An 18,623-nucleotide genomic window follows, 5' to 3' on the forward strand; every position below is an offset into this window, starting at 1 on the left:
TCTGCGCCAACTGTTAAGATGGTTAATCAACCGTTAGGTTGATTCGCAAGCTCATTACATACTATTTAGTCTTACGACTAAAAATTTACTTCTTTTTACTAAAGTAATTAACTGGTTTAGCAAAATACTATTTTGCTATTCTTTACCTATTTCTCTGTTTAATTTTCAAAGACCAATTTGCCTTGCCATCAAGTGACGACAAGGAATATTGTATCATATAAAAAGAATAACAAGTTTTTGTTATATGCATTCTGGATAAGTTATCTTCATATTCCTACATATAAATATAAATAACTCCATATCTCATACTCCGATACGCATGGCTACGTATTATTTTCTACTGTCGACTTTCTCTTGATTATTTATTAATTCCCCATTAATTCTTCTATTATATGAGCTTGTACTGGCTTATAATAGTAATAACCTTGTATTTCATCACACATTTGTTCTTTTAAGAAATCTAATTGTTCCTTTGTTTCCACACCTTCAGCAATTACTTTTAAACCTAAATTTTTAGCTAATGAAATTATCACCTTAATAATTGCTTCATCCTTATGTTTTATATTTATTCCTCTTACAAAAGATATATCTATTTTTATTTTATCCACTGGTAATTGTTTAATATAATTTAAAGATGAATATTCTGTACCAAAATCATCTATTGCAATCTCTACTCCAAGTGCTTTTAATTGTTTTAGAGATTCAATAATATATTCTGTTTCCTTCATAATTATATTTTCTGTGACTTCCAGTTCCAAATATTTTGGATTTAATCCTGTTTCCTTTAATATTTTAATAATATCTTCAATTATCCTTTTATTTAGAAATTGATTTACCGAAAGATTAACAGCTATTGGTACATTAAGTATTCCATCGTCATGCCTTTTTTGTTTTGGCTACAGGCTGCTTTAAGTACCCATTCACCTATTGGTAATATAAGTCCAGTCTTTTCAGATATGTGTATAAAATCTACTGGACTTACCCTCCCAAGTTCCGCACTATTCCACCTTATTAGGGCTTCCAATCCAATAATTTTACCTGATATTACACTTACTTGGGGTTGATAATATAATTCAAATTCATTTCGCTCTATTGCCTTATATAAACAATTGATTAACTTCATTTCTTTATACAACTCGTTACTATCTATAATAAATGAATTTTTAAAAGTGTTAAGAATTTCTTCAGATATTTCTCTGATATAATTCTCATCGTCCAAATTTCTAATTAAAATAAGGAACTCGTCTCCGCCAACTCTACAAACAGTATCACTTTCTTTTATAGTATTTAATAACTTTTTTGAAACCATCTTTAAAAGTTCATCACCTTTAACATGTCCCATTGTATCATTTACCCTTTTAAAGGAATCTAAATCAAGAAATAGTACCCCTAGTGCTTTTTTATTTGGAATTGCTTCAATAATACACTTCTCTAATCTATCAATAAACAACCTTTTATTTGGAAATCCAGTCAAATAATCAAAATACGCTAGTTCTTTCTACAACTTTTATTTCTAGCTCATCATGTGATTTTATTAATTCCTTTTGGACCAACTTTATTTCTGATTCAGAGCTACAAATTGAAAATTAACGGTACATTCTTTTTTTTCATAAATCTCCGTTATAAATAGGTTTGTTATAAATAATAACAATAGTATAATTGAACTATAATTTAAACATAATACTTGACTAAGGGCGTGATTAAATGATTTTAACTAATTGGTCAAATAAAATATGGAATGTAATGGGTGACAGTATAACTGATAGTACTAATTCTCTTGCTACAAAGCGATATTTCGATTATATAAAAGATTATTTAGAATTTTCTACTATTAGAAATTATGGTATAAGTGGTTCCTGTATAGGAATGTCAGAAGAAGTTTTAAACCCTAACCCAATGTCAATAAGATATACTACAATGGATTCTGCTGCGGATTTAATAACTGTGTTTGGTGGAGTAAATGACTTCGGAAGAGGTGTACAACTTGGAAGGATGAGTGATAGAACTATTAATACATTCTTTGGAGCATGTCATGTCTTATTTAATGGACTAATTGAAAAATACCCCGATAAGATTATTGCAGTATTCTCACCATTACAAACAGATGGATTTTTCTCAAATCCAAATATATATGGGTTAACAGAGGATGTATATGTTAATGCCATGGAACAGGTTTCAAATTATTATGCTTTGCCATTTTTAAATCTATTTAAATTAAGTGGAATATATTCATTAAGTTCTGCACAAAAAACACTATATCAGCCAGACGGTTTGCACCTAAATAACGCAGGACATAAGAGGATTGCTAAAAAAATAGCAATCTTTATTAATTCATTATAATAACAAATAGCCGCTATCCTAAATTTGAATAACGGCTTTTGTTATTTTTACTTAACTCCTATGCCTTTAATAAATATTACAACTCCCTTACCAAACTGTTCATAACTTTCCACTCTAAATTTTGCTTTTTTTATAGTATCTAAAGTTTCTCTATTCACATTGCACTTTCCTATACACCTCCATGTACCATTAAGAGAATTTACTAAATGCTTACAATGTTTTTCCTCAGGTAGAACATGTTCAATAAAATACATCTTACCACCTGGCTTAAGCACCCTATATACTTCGCTAAGAGCCTTATCAGGATTATCAACAGAACAATAAATTAAAGTTGAAACCACGCTATCAAAAGTTCCGTCTGGAAAGGGTAACTTTTCAACATTTCCTACCACATAATTAATATTCATCTGTGAATTAAGTGGTTTCTTAGTTATTAGCCCATTTAGATTTAGTTCCACAATGGTTAGTTTTGATATATTCTCTGAAATATAGTAATCAAAGTTCATTCCTGTTCCTGCGCCAATTTCTAATACATTCCCTTTAGCTTGAGGTATCAATTCTCTTCTTCTTTTGCTTAAAGCACTTTTCTCAAAGGGCTTCATAAACAAATCAAATATTCTTGCACTTATTTCTATCATTGTGCTTCTCTCCTATTCTTATTTATATTACTTTTTAAATGTATATTTCAAACTTCCCGTTGGACATTTTTCCACGCAAGCAAGACACTTTGAACAACTAAACTGTGTTGACGAATTTTGCTTTTCTTCATTATACGAGCTATATTTTTCATTTAAAGTTGCTATATAACAATTACTATCACAAATCCCACAGTCAATACATTTAGTTGTATCTTTTCTAATTTTAAATATGCTGAACTTATTCATAGCACCACTAACCCACGCTATTGGGCATCCCATTTTGTGATAATTATACATTTGTATGTTTTTAGTATCTTTATTGTTTCCAAGCATACTTTCCATAGCAAATCCTAAAGGACACATCCATCTACAAAATACTTTTCCAAATATTACTCCTGTAATCATGCCAACGATTAATATAATACCAATACCAACATTAAGATACATAGCCGATCCAATAATAATTGCACTTATAATTCCATGGATTACCCTTCTTTTTTTTATAATATTCTTAATCATATAAACACATCCTTCACCTAAGTTATAGTAAACTATATAAAAATGGAATAATAACGCTTTTTATTATACCCCCGTGTGGTATGTCATTTATAATTATTATAAATGAATAATACTAAATAATCAATATATAATTACACCATACTGAGTAAAAAATCTATTTTAAATAACAAAAGAACAAGAAAGCATATGTTTTCTTGTTCTTTTGTTATTTAGGTAGTTTATTTTAACCATTCAGGTTCTTCCCTTATAATTGGTCTTATACCGTACTTTTCCTCAAAATCTTTTAAAATACCTTGCCTAGTTTCCGAAGAGGATTTAATGTTAGAAATTAAATCTTTTGAAATACCATATGTAAATGGACAATTAGCTATACATAAACCACAATCCGCCCCTAAACTCCTCCATCGTCTATAACATTCCTCAGCATTTATCTTCCATCTTAATACGCCATCATCTTCTGACATAGACGTCTTAGATATTGCTTTTCCAGGACATGTCTTTGCACATCTTCCACACTCAAGGCAAAATTCCAAAACACCAAAATCTTCTTTTGCATCTTGTATAAGAGGCATATCTGTGGTCACTATTCCAAGACGAACACAAGCTCCATACTCTTTAGTTATAAGTAGTCCATGTCTACCAAACTCACCAAGGCCGGCATCTCTCGCTACCAGAGGTGCTACTACTAAATAGTTTCCATCCATATGATTTCTAGCATCATACCCTAGCTCTCTAATATAATATGAAAGTAACATCCCTACAGTTGCTGACTCCACATATCCTTTTACTGTAGCCATAGCTTCCGGAAGTTTTGGTGCTCTCATAATCATTTCAGTATCCATAGGAACCGCAAACACAATTCCATATTTATGTTTCTTAGTAATTTCCTCGCCATAGTTTTCTTCGTGTCGTCCCCTATGAGAATAATAATGGTAATCCTTCATTTCAGTTATACCAACTAATTTTGCACCATAAAACTTAGCTAATCCCTTAATTCTTTCTGTCATAATAATTGGGTCTATGGTGGCTTTGTTCTTGGATACTTCACCTTCGCTGAGTTTTCTTATATCATATAAATATTTAAAAGAAGCATCTACTATTGGTGAATTAATTTTATTAAACATAACTGACCCCTCGCCTCCCATAGGAGGTAAGCTTCTTAATGAATCATCCGCTTCCTTTAAATGAGGGTTATTACTATAATAATCCTCATAAATTTCACTTCCTTCTTTATAATTCATCCTTGCAAATATAATATCTCGTTCGTCATATTTTTTCATATCTACTCCTCTAATGCTTTTATATTATATTTCTTACCACTGTCTTTAACTCAGTTTATATGGAGCGATTCAGCAAGCTTGTGGTTATTTGATTAATAATATAATTATAACATATTTAATGCTACCTATTAAGGGATGAATTCATAATACGAAGAATGAAGGAGGAGTTAATATTAAAATTTTATAACAATACTTCAATATTCATATTTAAAGGGAAGAGGTAAAAAAATGGGCGAGCATAATTTACAAATACAAGAAGAAATTACACCCTATAAAGTAATTAAGTTAATGAAAGAATTGATTTCAATACCTAGTCCTTATTATTTTGAAGATGCTATTATGGATTTTACATACCACTGGTTTATTAAAAATGGTATGAACGCTTATATTCATAATTACTATGAATCTAAAATCACTAATTTTAGAGGAAAAAATGTTGTCTGTGAACTTAATGGTGATCATGATGGCCCTATTATTTGTATAAATGCCCACATGGATACCGTTACTCTTTGTAATGGTTGGTCTAAAGATCCCTATAAAGGATTGGTAGAAGGAGATAAAATTTATGGTCTTGGCGCTCTTGATATGAAATCAGGTAGTTGTGCTTCTATGCTTGCTATCAGAAAGTTTCATGAACTCCACAATGGTTTTAGCGGGAAGATTATTGCAACATTTGTTTCTGATGAAGAAGGCCCCTTTGGGCTTGGAACGAATGCATTAATTGAAGATGGATTACTTAAAGACGTTGATTTTGTAATAAGTACTGAGCCAAGCGCAGGGTTCAATAATCGTTCTTTTCCGGATGTGTCTCTTGGTGCAAGAGGTGGATATGGTCTTGAGGTTGAATTTTTTGGTAAAGCTGCCCATGCAGCATTCCCAAAAACAGGTATTAACGCAGCAGTGGATGCCGGAAAATTCATGTGCGAATTAGAAAAAATCGAATATGTTGAAGGAGAATTTTTAGGAAAAGGCGTGGCATGTGTCATCGCTGTAGAAAGCAATGGTGGCGCTTGTAGTGTTCCAGATCATGCTAAAGTTAAGCTGTTTTGGCACGTTGTCATAGGCGAAACTGAAAAAACAATAGAAAATAACATAGTGGATGCCATAAAAAAAGCAAATATTGAAAGTACTTTTAAAATTTCTTTTAGAGATGCACCTTCAGCCGGTAGCAGGGGCTATATGCCGTATATAGTACCGAAGCAAAATCACTTTGTCGCTGTCTTCTTAAAATCAATAGTGGAAGTTTGTAATCAGGAGGCAAGTATCTCTTACTTTCAAAGCGTTGGTGACTTTAACCACTTAGGTTCAAGGATAAATGTGCCTGCAATTATTTTTGGCGCTGAAGGAGAAAATATTCATGGGTATGACGAGTATGCTACCATAAGTTCTATTGTAAAAACAGCAGATATTATATATGACTTTTTAGTCAAGATACTTGTTACTAAAAGATATTCCAGTTTTCTTAAGAAGTCTGAGCCCATACAAATAGTAAACTTTCCAGTCTAAGAAAATAGCAAAGCATCATGCATTTGCGTGGTGCTTTGCAAAAGTCTAAGCTTCTCGCACAAGTGGTGCGAGAAATTTAATCACTTACAACATGTACATGCCAAAATTCATCAACCCATAGACCTATTACTATAACTGGAAGCCCCCATGATTTCACTTCATATGTTGATTTCACTATATCTTGAAAGTGTTTGTAGTCGCTAACAGGATTTGCAGCACAATCATAATGTCCTACTACAGCAACTACTTTTGAGTTATGAGCTGTTATTGAAATTATAGTATTTTCTTTTAACCTGTAAGTTTCAACAAAGTGGCATTGAGCTAACACCTTATCCATTCCAGGTTCTGTGACTAAATCCACATAATCCACATCAAAGTTTTCTTTCAACCAATTTATTACAGGAATTTGAGTTCTGCCATCAATACAATTTAGCGCAGTTGCATATCTCTTTTTCATTACACACCTTCATATATTTTTTTACTACTAAGATATGAAGGTATTATAGAATGTGTGCTAGTTTAGCGTAAACTCTTCTGTGCCCATCTATCACTAAAAGCTCTTTCAATAAATTCACTCTTACATAAATATTCACTTAAGGTATCTCGTAAATACTCCTTATTATATCTTACATTTCTATTATTCTTAAGTGAAGTATATCCTGTTCCTCTATGAAGATAATCTGAAGAAGCAACGCTATACCACCTCTCTTCATTAAGACATTCATCATTAATAATAATATTCATTATCCTTCTTCCATCATGCTCAATCAATGCATTAGAAACATGAAGTCTTCCTAAATACTTACCCCTAAACCCTGGTCCTTTGCCGTCCATATAGCAAAACTCACTGTCTAAGGAATTCTGCAGAGCTTCTTTAATATATTTGCCTTGTATCTCAAAATATGTTGGATTTAATGGTGAGTGGCATATTTCTATAAGCTTTTTACGAGAAACTCCTCCTTTTCTAATACCGCCATTCATCACACCACTATTTATTAATCCAATATCAGTTTTAAAAATATCTACAAGTGCATCAGCCAGTAAATTTGTTATAGGATTTTCCTCAACTACATCATGCCATAGATCAGCATCAATATTATATAGTTTTGTACTTAAGGTTACTATTGCTTTTTCTTTGTTTTCTTTTAATATATTATTAATTTTTTCATTAGAAGAACATTCATAGATTTTAATGTTTTTATCCTCTATTAATTCTACTTTTGTCTGATTAAACTCAATTCTTAGAAGTCCCAAATGCTCTCCAAAGCATCCCGAAGTATGTATTATAGTATTATTAATAATCTCAGACTTTTCCATCAGTATATGAGAGTGACCACCTATTATTATGTTAACCTCATCTATCGCTGCTACTTTTCTATCATTATCAATTCCTAAATGAGATAAAACTATACACAAATCATACTCACCTTTATTTAATTTTATTTCTTTTTTTATTGCTTCTATATGGTCTTTAATTTCAAAACCGAATAATTCATTAAATACTCCTAAATTCGGTGATGTCCCTATAATTAAAATTCTTAGATTATTTTTATGTAATAGAATACTTTTTTTCACACCTTCAATATCAGAATCACCGAGTTTAACAAGATTACAGGTCAAAAATGGAACCATTGATTTTGTTGCCATATTAACTAATGTATCATATCCATCAAAGGTTTCATTATTACCTACTGCTATGGCATCGTAACCTGCACACTCTAATAGCTCTATAGCTGCAAGCCCATTTGTTCCCTGAAGTTCTAGACTTTTAAAGTCAGCAAAATCACCTGCATCTAATATTATTGTATTTTCATCTTTTATTTCTTCTATTTTACTTACAATCTTAGAAAAATTCTCGTAATTACTATGAATATCATTAGTGTGTAGTATATTTAGTTTCATTTTAAATCCACAACTCCTTTATGCATTAATTATTTTATTATACCACACGAGTTTCTCTCGCCACCACTTGAATAAGTATAAAACTGTCTACAAAAAATTCATAATTATGGTGTATAATTAACTTTGTAGGTGATAAATATGTCTGAATCCACAATAACAGAAAAGGCCCTTGCTTTATCCTTAAAGGAGATAATGCAAACAGTTCCTTTATCAAAAGTTTCTATCCGAAATATTACCAGCAACTGTAGCCTTAATAGACAAACATTTTACTATCATTTTAAAGATAAATTTGACCTTGTGAATTGGATTTATCACACTGAAGTTACAGAATGTATCGCTAACTACAAGCATTATGATAATTGGACTGACGGAATGTACCGAAGCTTGTGCTACCTAATGGAAAATAAGTCCTTTTATATTAATGCGCTTAACACACCTGGTCAAAATGCTTTTGATGGATATTTCTTTGAATTTAGTTGTGAACTTATCATGGGAGTTGTTAACGATGTATCCCTTGGCATGAATATTCCTGATCTTTACAAAAATTTTATTGCGGATTTTTATACCCATGCTTTTGTGGGTGTAATCGTTCAATGGATTAAAACCGGCATGAAAGACTCACCACAAATTATGGCAGAAAAGATTGAAAATGTGGTGGAAGGTAGTATGGTTGGTGTTTTAGCTAAATATAAATAAAAAAGGTCCTCCAGCTTTCACTTTATGGAAAACTGGAGGACCTTCTAAGTTAAATTATTTCAATATCATATCTTTAAGTGCTAAAACTTCTTCACGTAGATTAGCATCCCGCATCATTGTACCCGCAGAATTAATTAATACACGAGCATCATGCTGTCCTTTATAAATAGGGGTAACCTTTTTATTAAGATTTAGGAATTTATAAACAGCAGTTTGTGCACTTCTTACTGAATAATCCATTGTAAATACTATGTCATCTGGCATTTCACAGAATTGTCCAAGTAATGCTAAGTTAGTTGAACCTTCTGGTATAATTTCTGGTCTATCACCCTTTGCTCTAGTTAAAAATTGTGCTGTTGTAAAAGGTAATATACATGGTATACAAATAGATGTTTTAATAATCTTTTTCATATCATCTTTGAAGTTTAGGTGATACAGTAGCTCAGTTAATATTTCCTCACCTGTACAATCCACCATTCTCTTCTTTATAAAATCACCTTTTGCATAAGGATACAATCCATATCCCCATAAAGTTTGTACATTTTCAGGTTGATTAAGAAAATGTGGTTGCTTATATAGAACTATTGACATAAACCATCCCGATTCTTTAAATGTCATCATAGCTCCAGTTCCTGGCTGATTCCCTGAATATTCTATTATTTTATTTACCATAGTTGGATCCTTAAGTGTAACTACGAAAGACTCCCACATTGATTCTTCAACACGTTCATCAAAAACTTTTGGTTTACCAAATTCTGGGCGTCCTTCAGCTATTTTCTCCCAAAGATCCCATGCTCCACCTACATGTTTATCATTAATCACTGGCACTGTAGTCATTGAACCTTGGCTACTACCAGCTGTTAAAGAACCGATAGTAACAAAAGTAAAGTCTCCATCGTAAACTTCTATTCTAGTCTCGAATCCATTTTTAACACATTTAAATGCAGTAACTGTGGTCTCCGCAACTGATGGCTTAAATTCTAAATCAGTTACTCTGCAGTTAAGTTCAAAATTAACACCCTGTGCTTCTAACCATTTAGTCATAGGTAATAACATAGAATCATATTGATTATATGGTGTACGACGTACTCCAGACATATCATTTAGATGTGGTAGTTCATGGATAAATCTATGAAGATATCTCTTAAACTCTATAGCACTATGCCAAGGTTCAAATGCAAAAGTTGTAGTCCACATAAACCAAAAATTTGTTTTGAAAAATGACTCTGGGAAACAATCTGTAATAGTTTTTGTACCTAAAGTATCTTCAGCTTTAGTCATCATATCTAATAAAGCCATTCTATCTTCGCGATTAAATCCTAAACATGCTGACTCCAATATATTAGCTTCATTGTCTATTAATCTAGCTTTTGAATAGGTACGATTTTTTTTATTAAAAGCATTAAATTCATCAAGGATTGAGATTTTAGGATCTGTTAATGAAGGAATGCTTTCCATTACTCCAAAAGTACAAGCATATGCTTCCTCATCAAACATTCTTCCACCACGGTTTGCATAACCCTTCTCTGAATCTCCATATCCATCCATGCTCCCGCCTGTTATGTTTAGTTCTTCATATATATGAATATTTTTTCCTGGAACATGTCCATCTCTAATTAAAAATACTGCAGCGGAAAGTGATGCAAGTCCAGCACCAACCATATAAGCATTTGTTTTTTCTACATCAATAGTTTGATCTACATTAAATTTCATTTTTATTCCTCCGTTTGAAAATATGCCATAAGCTATTAACCTACAGAAATTTTGTATTTACCAAGTTAGTCACTTGCTATAGGTATAATATAAATCTAAACAAAAGGAATGTGTACAATCAAATTTGCTAAACTGTCTAAAAACCATACATATATCTTATAATGTATAAATAATTGCATAAATAAAACCCCTCCTTTAATTGGAGAGGATAATACTTTGCTTAAACTTATAAAAGTATTCTAAATTAGTTTTTACAACATAAAAATAAATGTTAAATCATCTATTTTTATGGAAACTGGTTGTGGCAAAGTCAACCCTTCCGGGGTACCACCACTATAAAAAAACAGTGCATTATTTGTTGGATCAATTCCACTGAGTGCTGCTTTTGCAGCCTTAACGGCACTTGCCTGAGCAGGTCTATTAATGTTACCATTCAGTACTGGTGTAAACTGATAAACACCATTAGTCTTTTCACTTATAACATCACTTATGGAACTAGGAAAACTGCTGCTCTTAACTCTATTTAAAACTACTGCACCTACAGCAACCTGAGCTTTATAAGATTCTCCTCCTGCCTCAGCAGTTATTAATCTAGCTAGCAAATCCAAATCGCCTGTTTCATTATTAATTGCCACAGTGCTAGTTTGTGGTGTAGTAGGAATAGCTTTTTCAGCGGTTTTGAGAGCTTGTCTAGAAGCTTCCTCTCGTTTAGCTAATGCTACCTTAGCTGCAGTAGCTTTTCTTAATTCAGCTGCTTGCGCTATTATAAGTTGCGCCCCATACTTCTTCTCTTGAGCATTTAATTCTGATATCAATGTGTTTTGAGTTGCCTTTTGCTTAGTTAAAATAGCTAGTTTTTTTTTATTATCATCTCTTAAAGCTAATAGCTTTGTATTTCCTGTCTCTAGTGCTATCTTTTTTAAATTAATTGCTTCCTCTTTTATTTTCATATTATTAATAACATTTTGATCAAATTCTACTATTATTTTAATGTTTTCTACTCTGGACATAAAATCACTTATACCCTTTGAGCCTAGAACAATGTTTATATAGTTTGATGATCCATTAATATACATAACTCTCATTCTTTTATCAAAAACACTCTGTTCTGCTTTAATATCATCTTCTGCTTTTTCAATATTTATTTTTGTTTGCTTAATATATTTTTGGGTTATACTTATATTGCTTTCATTACTATTGATTTTAGACATAACTGTTTCACGCTGATTATTCATACTCTCAACTTTGTTTTCAATGTCTTTTCTTTGAGTTTGAATCTGATGGATTTTCGCCTTATCTGACGTAGAATCCGCATATACACTAGTAAAACTAACACTTATAAGTACGCTAATTGCCATTACAAACGAAATTATTTTTTTGTTCAATTCTCCATCTCCCTACATACCATCTATTTATAAATATATTATACTTAAAAGTTTTTATCATCTGAACATAATAACATACAGTAATATATTCAGCAAATATTTATACCCACCACTCAACGTTATGATCTTCAGGCTTTGAATAATTAAACTTTAGTATAAAACATTCTTGATTTAATAATCCATGTTCTAAAGAAAAATTTACTACTTCTTCTAAAATTCCAGCTAGCTTTTCTTTTTTAGAATCAGGGATATTTAATTTTACCCCATATCTATATTTGTTCTCTTCAACTTTTGATCTCCAAAGCGCATAGCCTTTAACATAAATTTTTATATCAGCAAGAACTATAATAAATTCTAAAATTGTATCCTCATCTAATGCTATATCAATATCAGTAATAATTTGAATACCCTCTTGTGAAATATTATTTATTAATATAGTAACCCACTGTGATATATTAGCTTTATTACTGATTCTGTTCATTTTCATTTTTGCAACAAAATGATTATTAAGTTTATATCTTAAACATATTCTTTTATTAAATTTTCCCGTATTTTTCCTAATACAATCTACTACATCACATGAGCAAAGTTCAGAATTATTTAAAATACCATATTTATTTAACTCATTAATTTTACCTATGAACTGTTCATGCTCTTCATCTGCCTTATTAACAAATTGAACTCCGTATCTATATATACCTCTAGCAATTTCCTCTTTTCTAACAATATAACCATAAAAAACAGTACTCACCTCTTCAATGATAAGCTTAAACTCAATAACAATAATATTACTTACTGGGAGATTTAAACTAAATAAAAACTTAAGACCACCACTGCTAATATTTTCAACACATATATTCCCTGTTCCAGTAGTGACTATTTTATTATTAACTTTAACAATAGAAATCCGTGTGCAAATTGGTGTTTTACATTGAATTCTAAAAAATTTTCTATTATCTCTCGTCTCCATAAAAACCTTCCCTTTCTTCTATTATTATCGGTGTAGTAGTTTGTTTCTGCTTTTTTATTTGTTAATGTATAATATATAAGAATTCACTAATCTACAATTCCATTATTCTACATTTATTACAATATTCCTCTTTAATGAACGACATTTATATAAATTAATTTTTCTAAAACAAAAGACAGATGCAATTTTGCATCTGTCTTTTGTTATTTATTCATTTAATTGTTTTAGTAAGGTTCCAAGTTGCTTATTATATTCTCCATATTTTGTCCAATCTAGATTTCTTTGAGCTTCAAGCGCTTTCAAATATAAATCATTTGCCTGCTTAATTAACTCCATCTTAGCCTGGCTTAATGGCTCTGTAGTAGTTCCATCACCTGTAATCACTTCATTTGGTTCCTTATAATTAAATATCTGGGCCAGGCCAGTTTCCATATTATCAACCATAATTAGCTTGCTATCGTATGATAATATTATTTTTTTCATTTCAGGAATACTGTTTTTCCCACTAGCCCTTATATATAGAGGTTCAATATAAAGAAGCGAATTTTTTATTGGTAGAATTACAGTGTCTCCATATTGTACTTCAGATCCGCCTGAATCCCATAGTGAAAGCTGTGCTGAAATTGTAGTATCTTGACTTACCCTCTGATTAAAGAGGTGTGGACTGTATACTGTTTTTTCTGCTGGAAATTTATCCAGTACAAGTTTGCCGTAGTTTCCCACATCCATTCTAGCACCTAAAATTGCTGTCATATTAAATTTTCCTTTTATGTTGAAATATTGTTGTAATATCATTTCTTCACTTTCTTCATCTGGTAATTTCCGTATAATATATGGTGGAATAGTTGTTTTAATCTCACCACCTACTGAGTTTGCATTCTTAGAAACATCCCAAATGTCCTCACCACTATAAAAGACTCCTGGATCAGTTACATGGTATTTCCCAAGTACTGCACTTTGAATATTAAATATATCAGATGGATATCTAAAATGCGCTTCTATGTCAGCTGGAATCTTTGATATATCCTTAAAAAATCCAGGGTAAATTTTTGCATAAGTTTGCACAATTGGATCAGTTGAATCTGCCATATAGTAATTTGTAGACCCATCATAAGCATCTATCACAACCTTAACCGAATTTCTAATATAGTTTATTCCATTTTGTGGCTGCGAGTATGGATACTGGGTAGATGTAGTGTAAGCATCCAGTATATAGTATACTTTGCCTTCACTTACAACAACATATGGATCTTGATCATAATTTAAAAATGGAGCTATCTTTTTCGCCCTATCAACTATATTTCTATTAATGAGAATTTTACTTGTGCTATTAATATCCCTTGATAATAGAAAATTCAATTCTCCATTATTTATTGCAAATAAAACTTTATTAATAAAACTCATTTTGATTCCGGCTGCTCCAGCATAACTTGTAAGCTCATTAACCTCACCTTGGGGATAGTCAAATTCACTTACACTAGTATTTACTAATGCGTACATATCTGTTTGCTCACCGAAGTATATTCTTGGATTAGTTAACTTAATATCTGTACTGTTTGAAATTGGCATATCTTTTATTACAAAATCAGGCTGCCCTTCTGATGTAACAGCATTTACTTTACTCATTGCAACACCATACCCATGAGTATAAATCAAATGAGTATTTTGCCAAGTGTCTGGAGATAACAATTTCGAGTCTATTTCTCTTGCTGAAATAAGTACTTGACTATATTTACCGTTTATTTTGTATCTATCTACGTCTATATCATTAAAATTATAGTAATATCTTAATATTTGAACTTGATTATAAAATTCAAGCGCCTGACCAGTTGAATTTATCCTAATATTATCTATTGTCTTCTGATTATCTGAAATATCTTTTTTTTCCAAATCGTTCTTTACAGGAAAAGCTTTTGCAGTGATATCCTCTAAATTAAAAGCTTTCCTTGTTAAATCGATATTATTTTGAATATATGGTCTTTCAAATTGCTTTTCATTCGGACTTACAATACTACTTTGAACTACTGCTCCTGATATTACTTGTACAATGCTTATCAAGACTATACCAGAAATTGATATTATTATAGGCTTAACCTTTGATTTTAAAACACTGATAAATATTACTACTGAAGCAATGATACAAGCTACAATCAATATTTTATAAAAAAGTAATGTTACATGAATATCCGTGTAACTCGCCCCATATGCAACTCCCCTAGGGCTATATGCTAAATTGAATATCTTTACTACAAATCCAAGTGATAGGAAAAGTGCTATAAGTGAAGCTATAATTGCAATCTGCCTACCTCCAAATTTAATAATTTCCTTCCCAAATTCTTTTGGGTCTACCAACCCATTTTGCACTCTCCCTGCATTGAAAATATCTTTTGATTTAAATGCAATGAAAACTATTCCTTTAATAATAACTAAAAATACTAGTAGTGTTATTATAAAACTATATAATGATTCAATTAAAGGAAGTTTGAAAATATAAAAAGATACATCCATATTATAAATAGGATCTTTCACATTGAAACTAACTGCATTTACGAATTTAAGAAACATATCCCAATATGCAGATGCAAAAGCAAAAGAAAATACAAATGAAACAAATAAATTACAAGCTATAAAAATTTTATTTTGGGTAGACTCTTTCATAGAATTTACCTCAACTACTTTTTTCAAATGTAGGATGCTTTTTCTGATACTCCTATAGTATAGCCATATACCAAGATAGGTAAGGATGAAAACAGGAATCATCATCTTAAGCATTGTTACTATCTTTTTAAAGTACACTGAAAGATATCCCACTTCCTTAAACCACTCAATATTAATAACAAATTGAACTATACTACCTAAAGAAAATAAGCATACAATGAGAATTATAATTACAGAATACAAAACAGACTTTTTTTTCGTTGTCATAAAATCACCTCTTAATATTTTTTAAAATTAACGTATTATACATATTATATCTTATATTACCCATATTTTAAAGTTAGTTTTGTTAACTAATAAAGTTGTTCCCTTTTAGACGTCAAATTAATCATTACGCAATGATTATATTCTTAAAACCTTTCACGATATATTAAATTTTACTGAAAACACCTAGTAAAAAAATATATGTATCCTTTTTTGTTTATTTTGAAAGTTCTATAAATTTTAGAGGATTTTCTCTTATTTTGAAGAATTATATACATTATCTAATTTTAAAGGGGGAATAACAATGAAATTTTGTCACTCTTGTGGTTTAAAAGTTACCACAGATGAAATATTTTGTTCTAATTGTGGAACAAAACTAATTAAAGATTCAGAAAATACAAATGAGACTGCACATCAATCAAGTAACTCTTTTAATACCGAAAGCAGTAAAATAATAGGAGATATTCTTATTAAGATGCTTTTAAGACCTGTTTTAGGTGCTAAAGAATTCATTGAAAAAGGCAGAAAAAATTCTGTTATTGCAGTAACTTTAATACTTGCAATCATACAAGGGCTTTTAGGAATATGGCAGGTAAATCACTTTTTTTCCGCTTTAGATAGCATGGCTATAAAATTCATGCAATCTTTTGCCAATTTAATAAACAAAATAGATCCTACAATTTCATTACCAAACCTTAATGAAATTCAGGATATAACAAATGAAATGAACAGATTAAAATCTTTTTTGAGTATACCTTATGGTAAGATATTCTTACAAAACAGCCTCTTATTTTTAATAGCAATATTAGTAATCTTTATAATCGTTTATTTAGCAATTAATGTTTTATCTAAAAAAACACATGAGCCATTTTTAGTATACAAAACAGCACTTATTAGTTTAGTTCCAATTTTATATTTCGAATTTTTTTCAACTATAATTTCTTATTTATCAGTTTTCCTATCATTAGGAGTAGCGGCAATAGGCATAGTTATTTCATTAGGATGTCTATCTATAATTCTTAAAGAAAAGCTATTAATAGATGAAAATAATTCTGTATTTATTCTTTCAATAACTTTTGTATTGCTAGGAATTATTATTATGTTTTGCTTGCAAAATTTTTTAGCATCTAATACAACCGATATAATAACTTCTATTAAAAATATTAGTGACTTGGTAAAATAAAAATTTTTATATAATATGGAGGATTTAATATGAAATACTGTTCCCAATGTGGTAGCGAGCTTAGAAATGGACAATCTTTTTGTAATAAATGTGGTCATAAATTAAGTCCTATAAAAGAAAATGAAAAAGACAAAGAAAAGAAAATTAATCTTAATAAAAATATTGATGAAAATTCGGATGAAAATATTAATGATGACCTTTGTAAAAGTACCAATGATAATATTAATAATACCCAAGATGTAGTTGTTGATCTACCTACACAAAATAATTTTGTGCTTTCAAAAAAAATGAAAATTGGTATTATGAGTTCCTGCGTTATAGTCGTGTTAACAATTATATTTTTTAAATTAGGTTATTCATTTACACAGCCTTCCAAAGTAGTTTCAAATTTTCAAAAGGCAATTTCTTCAGGTGATAAAAAAGAATTAATTAATCTATTATATTGTAATGACAATAGATTGGAAATAAATGAAAAGACCATAGACCCACTACTTTCTTATTTTAAGGAAAATCCATCATATTTAACTATAGTAACTAAGGATCTTAATAAAGAAGCCATTAACATATCAATAACTAAAAACTTATATGACCAGAATAGAAATGATTCTCAAGATATGCTTAGTATTGTTTCTGTAGGTAAAAAATTTATTTTTTTTCCTAACTATAAAATAGGTATAAAATCATCCTTTATTCAAATTAACGCTAGTATAAAAGATGCATCATTCTCCTTAAACGACATAAATTTAGGAAAAAGTGATACAGATAATTTCAGTAAAGAATTTGGGCCATTTATTCCTGGTAAATATAATCTCATAGCAAATTATAAAGGGAAATATATATCTTTAAATGAGTCATATGCTGTGGATTTTTTTAATAAAGAAGATATTGTACCAGGAAAAGAAATTATAAATGCACTCACAAATACTAATTATGTAATAATAGAAAGCGAATATTCAGATGCTAAAATATTTGTAGATGGTAAAGATTCTGGTGCTAAAGTTGCAGATGCTAAAAATTTCGGACCTTTAAGCAGTGGTACAAAAGTATATGCGATTGTTACAGAAAACGGCAAACAACTAAAAAGTCAGGAATATATTGTACAACCTGAAGATAATAACATTTATTTAAGCTTTGAAGAAGCTATAAATGCAATTAATTATTTAGAAAGCGACCTAAAGCAACTTATATATAACTATACTTATAATTTTGCTGATGCTGTAAATTACAATGATTTTTCAAGGGTAGCACCTTATTTATATCCATCAAGCAAACTTTATAATGAACAAGCAAAATATATTCCAGCCACCTATAATAATGGAATAAAAGAATATTTAAGCTCATCAAATATGATTTCATATAATTTAAATTCCGATAATAAAAGCGGAACTATAAACACACAAGAAATTTATAGTATCGATAATAAAGGGGTTACTTCTGTTAAAACTTTTAAATATACTTATACTGTTAAATATAATGAAGATACAGGAAGTTATCAGCTTGATAGTATATCAATTAGCTAAAAAACTTCGCTGCCAGAATCTAGTGAGGAATCTCAAATGCTAAACTCTG

16 protein-coding genes and 1 pseudogene are annotated in these 18,623 nt (G+C 30.3%); 5 read left to right on the plus strand and 12 right to left on the minus strand.

Features of this window, described 5'->3' with window-relative positions; translation table 11 throughout:
• Positions 1 to 365: 365 nt before the first annotated feature.
• The 3 genes and pseudogenes from ACREWB_RS03115 to ACREWB_RS03125 all read right to left on the minus strand — a co-directional run.
• Positions 366 to 869 (minus strand): EAL domain-containing protein, encoded by a 504-nt coding sequence (locus tag ACREWB_RS03115; RefSeq protein ID WP_431546053.1) that lies wholly within the window; start codon positions 867 to 869, stop codon positions 366 to 368.
• Positions 851 to 1,123 carry an EAL domain-containing protein gene (locus ACREWB_RS03120; protein ID WP_431546054.1) on the minus strand — a complete coding sequence of 91 codons (273 nt, stop codon included), beginning with the start codon at positions 1,121 to 1,123 and terminating at the stop codon, positions 851 to 853. The genes ACREWB_RS03115 and ACREWB_RS03120 overlap by 19 nt, the downstream gene beginning before the upstream one ends.
• Positions 1,112 to 1,480, minus strand: a pseudogene (locus ACREWB_RS03125) (diguanylate cyclase domain-containing protein); the annotation flags it as partial. The pseudogene ACREWB_RS03125 and the gene ACREWB_RS03120, both read right to left, overlap by 12 nt.
• A gap of 224 nt (positions 1,481 to 1,704) precedes the next feature.
• Here ACREWB_RS03125 and ACREWB_RS03130 point away from each other — a divergent pair.
• The gene (locus ACREWB_RS03130) at positions 1,705 to 2,340 is read left to right on the plus strand and encodes an SGNH/GDSL hydrolase family protein (RefSeq protein WP_431546030.1); all 636 of its coding nucleotides are present in this window, start codon (positions 1,705 to 1,707) and stop codon (positions 2,338 to 2,340) included.
• A 47-nt stretch (positions 2,341 to 2,387) separates the two neighbouring features.
• Here ACREWB_RS03130 and ACREWB_RS03135 read toward each other — a convergent pair whose 3' ends face one another.
• The 3 genes from ACREWB_RS03135 to ACREWB_RS03145 all read right to left on the minus strand — a co-directional run bounded on the left by ACREWB_RS03135 (position 2,388) and on the right by ACREWB_RS03145 (position 4,777).
• Positions 2,388 to 2,978: a class I SAM-dependent methyltransferase gene (locus ACREWB_RS03135; protein ID WP_431546031.1), complete on the minus strand. Its 591-nt coding sequence runs from the start codon at positions 2,976 to 2,978 to the stop codon at positions 2,388 to 2,390.
• A 27-nt stretch (positions 2,979 to 3,005) separates the two neighbouring features.
• Positions 3,006 to 3,497, minus strand: a complete 492-nt coding sequence (locus tag ACREWB_RS03140; RefSeq protein ID WP_431546032.1) for a 4Fe-4S binding protein — start codon at positions 3,495 to 3,497, stop codon at positions 3,006 to 3,008.
• 218 nt (positions 3,498 to 3,715) lie between these two features.
• On the minus strand, positions 3,716 to 4,777 hold the full coding sequence (locus ACREWB_RS03145; RefSeq protein WP_431546033.1) for a 4Fe-4S dicluster domain-containing protein: 1,062 nt from the start codon (positions 4,775 to 4,777) through the stop codon (positions 3,716 to 3,718).
• Positions 4,778 to 5,005: 228 nt separating this feature from the next.
• Between ACREWB_RS03145 and ACREWB_RS03150 the strand changes: the two genes are divergently transcribed.
• Positions 5,006 to 6,283, plus strand: coding sequence for a M20 family metallopeptidase (locus tag ACREWB_RS03150; RefSeq protein WP_431546034.1), 1,278 nt, complete (start codon positions 5,006 to 5,008; stop codon positions 6,281 to 6,283).
• Positions 6,284 to 6,359: 76 nt separating this feature from the next.
• On the opposite strand, the gene ACREWB_RS03155 is transcribed toward ACREWB_RS03150, so the two are convergent.
• Both ACREWB_RS03155 and ACREWB_RS03160 read right to left on the minus strand, forming a co-directional pair.
• Positions 6,360 to 6,740: a carbonic anhydrase gene (locus ACREWB_RS03155; RefSeq protein ID WP_431546035.1), complete on the minus strand. Its 381-nt coding sequence runs from the start codon at positions 6,738 to 6,740 to the stop codon at positions 6,360 to 6,362.
• 62 nt (positions 6,741 to 6,802) lie between these two features.
• A complete protein-coding gene (locus ACREWB_RS03160; protein ID WP_431546036.1) occupies positions 6,803 to 8,185 on the minus strand; it encodes a bifunctional metallophosphatase/5'-nucleotidase in 1,383 nt (460 codons plus the stop codon).
• Positions 8,186 to 8,323: 138 nt separating this feature from the next.
• Between ACREWB_RS03160 and dhaS the strand changes: the two genes are divergently transcribed.
• Complete coding sequence (dhaS, locus tag ACREWB_RS03165; RefSeq protein ID WP_431546037.1) at positions 8,324 to 8,881, plus strand: dihydroxyacetone kinase transcriptional activator DhaS; 558 nt, start codon at positions 8,324 to 8,326, stop codon at positions 8,879 to 8,881.
• Between the two features lie 54 nt (positions 8,882 to 8,935).
• Here dhaS and ACREWB_RS03170 read toward each other — a convergent pair whose 3' ends face one another.
• The 4 genes from ACREWB_RS03170 to ACREWB_RS03185 all read right to left on the minus strand — a co-directional run bounded on the left by ACREWB_RS03170 (position 8,936) and on the right by ACREWB_RS03185 (position 15,874).
• A complete protein-coding gene (locus ACREWB_RS03170) occupies positions 8,936 to 10,594 on the minus strand; it encodes an oleate hydratase (protein ID WP_431546038.1) in 1,659 nt (552 codons plus the stop codon).
• 251 nt (positions 10,595 to 10,845) lie between these two features.
• Positions 10,846 to 11,979: a cell wall hydrolase gene (locus tag ACREWB_RS03175; RefSeq protein WP_431546039.1), complete on the minus strand. Its 1,134-nt coding sequence runs from the start codon at positions 11,977 to 11,979 to the stop codon at positions 10,846 to 10,848.
• Between the two features lie 100 nt (positions 11,980 to 12,079).
• Positions 12,080 to 12,949, minus strand: coding sequence for a PilZ domain-containing protein (locus tag ACREWB_RS03180; RefSeq protein ID WP_431546040.1), 870 nt, complete (start codon positions 12,947 to 12,949; stop codon positions 12,080 to 12,082).
• Positions 12,950 to 13,156: 207 nt separating this feature from the next.
• Positions 13,157 to 15,874, minus strand: coding sequence for a UPF0182 family protein (locus ACREWB_RS03185; protein ID WP_431546041.1), 2,718 nt, complete (start codon positions 15,872 to 15,874; stop codon positions 13,157 to 13,159).
• Between the two features lie 301 nt (positions 15,875 to 16,175).
• Between ACREWB_RS03185 and ACREWB_RS03190 the strand changes: the two genes are divergently transcribed.
• Together ACREWB_RS03190 and ACREWB_RS03195 are read left to right on the plus strand one after the other, a co-directional pair.
• On the plus strand, positions 16,176 to 17,054 hold the full coding sequence (locus ACREWB_RS03190; protein ID WP_431546042.1) for a zinc-ribbon domain-containing protein: 879 nt from the start codon (positions 16,176 to 16,178) through the stop codon (positions 17,052 to 17,054).
• A 29-nt stretch (positions 17,055 to 17,083) separates the two neighbouring features.
• Entirely contained in the window at positions 17,084 to 18,574 is a 1,491-nt protein-coding gene (locus tag ACREWB_RS03195; protein ID WP_431546043.1) for a zinc ribbon domain-containing protein, read from the plus strand.
• Positions 18,575 to 18,623 lie beyond the last annotated feature (49 nt).

Origin of the sequence: Clostridium sp., assembly GCF_050717635.1 — a bacterium.
Classification (GTDB): Bacteria; Bacillota; Clostridia; order Clostridiales; family Clostridiaceae; genus Clostridium_AD.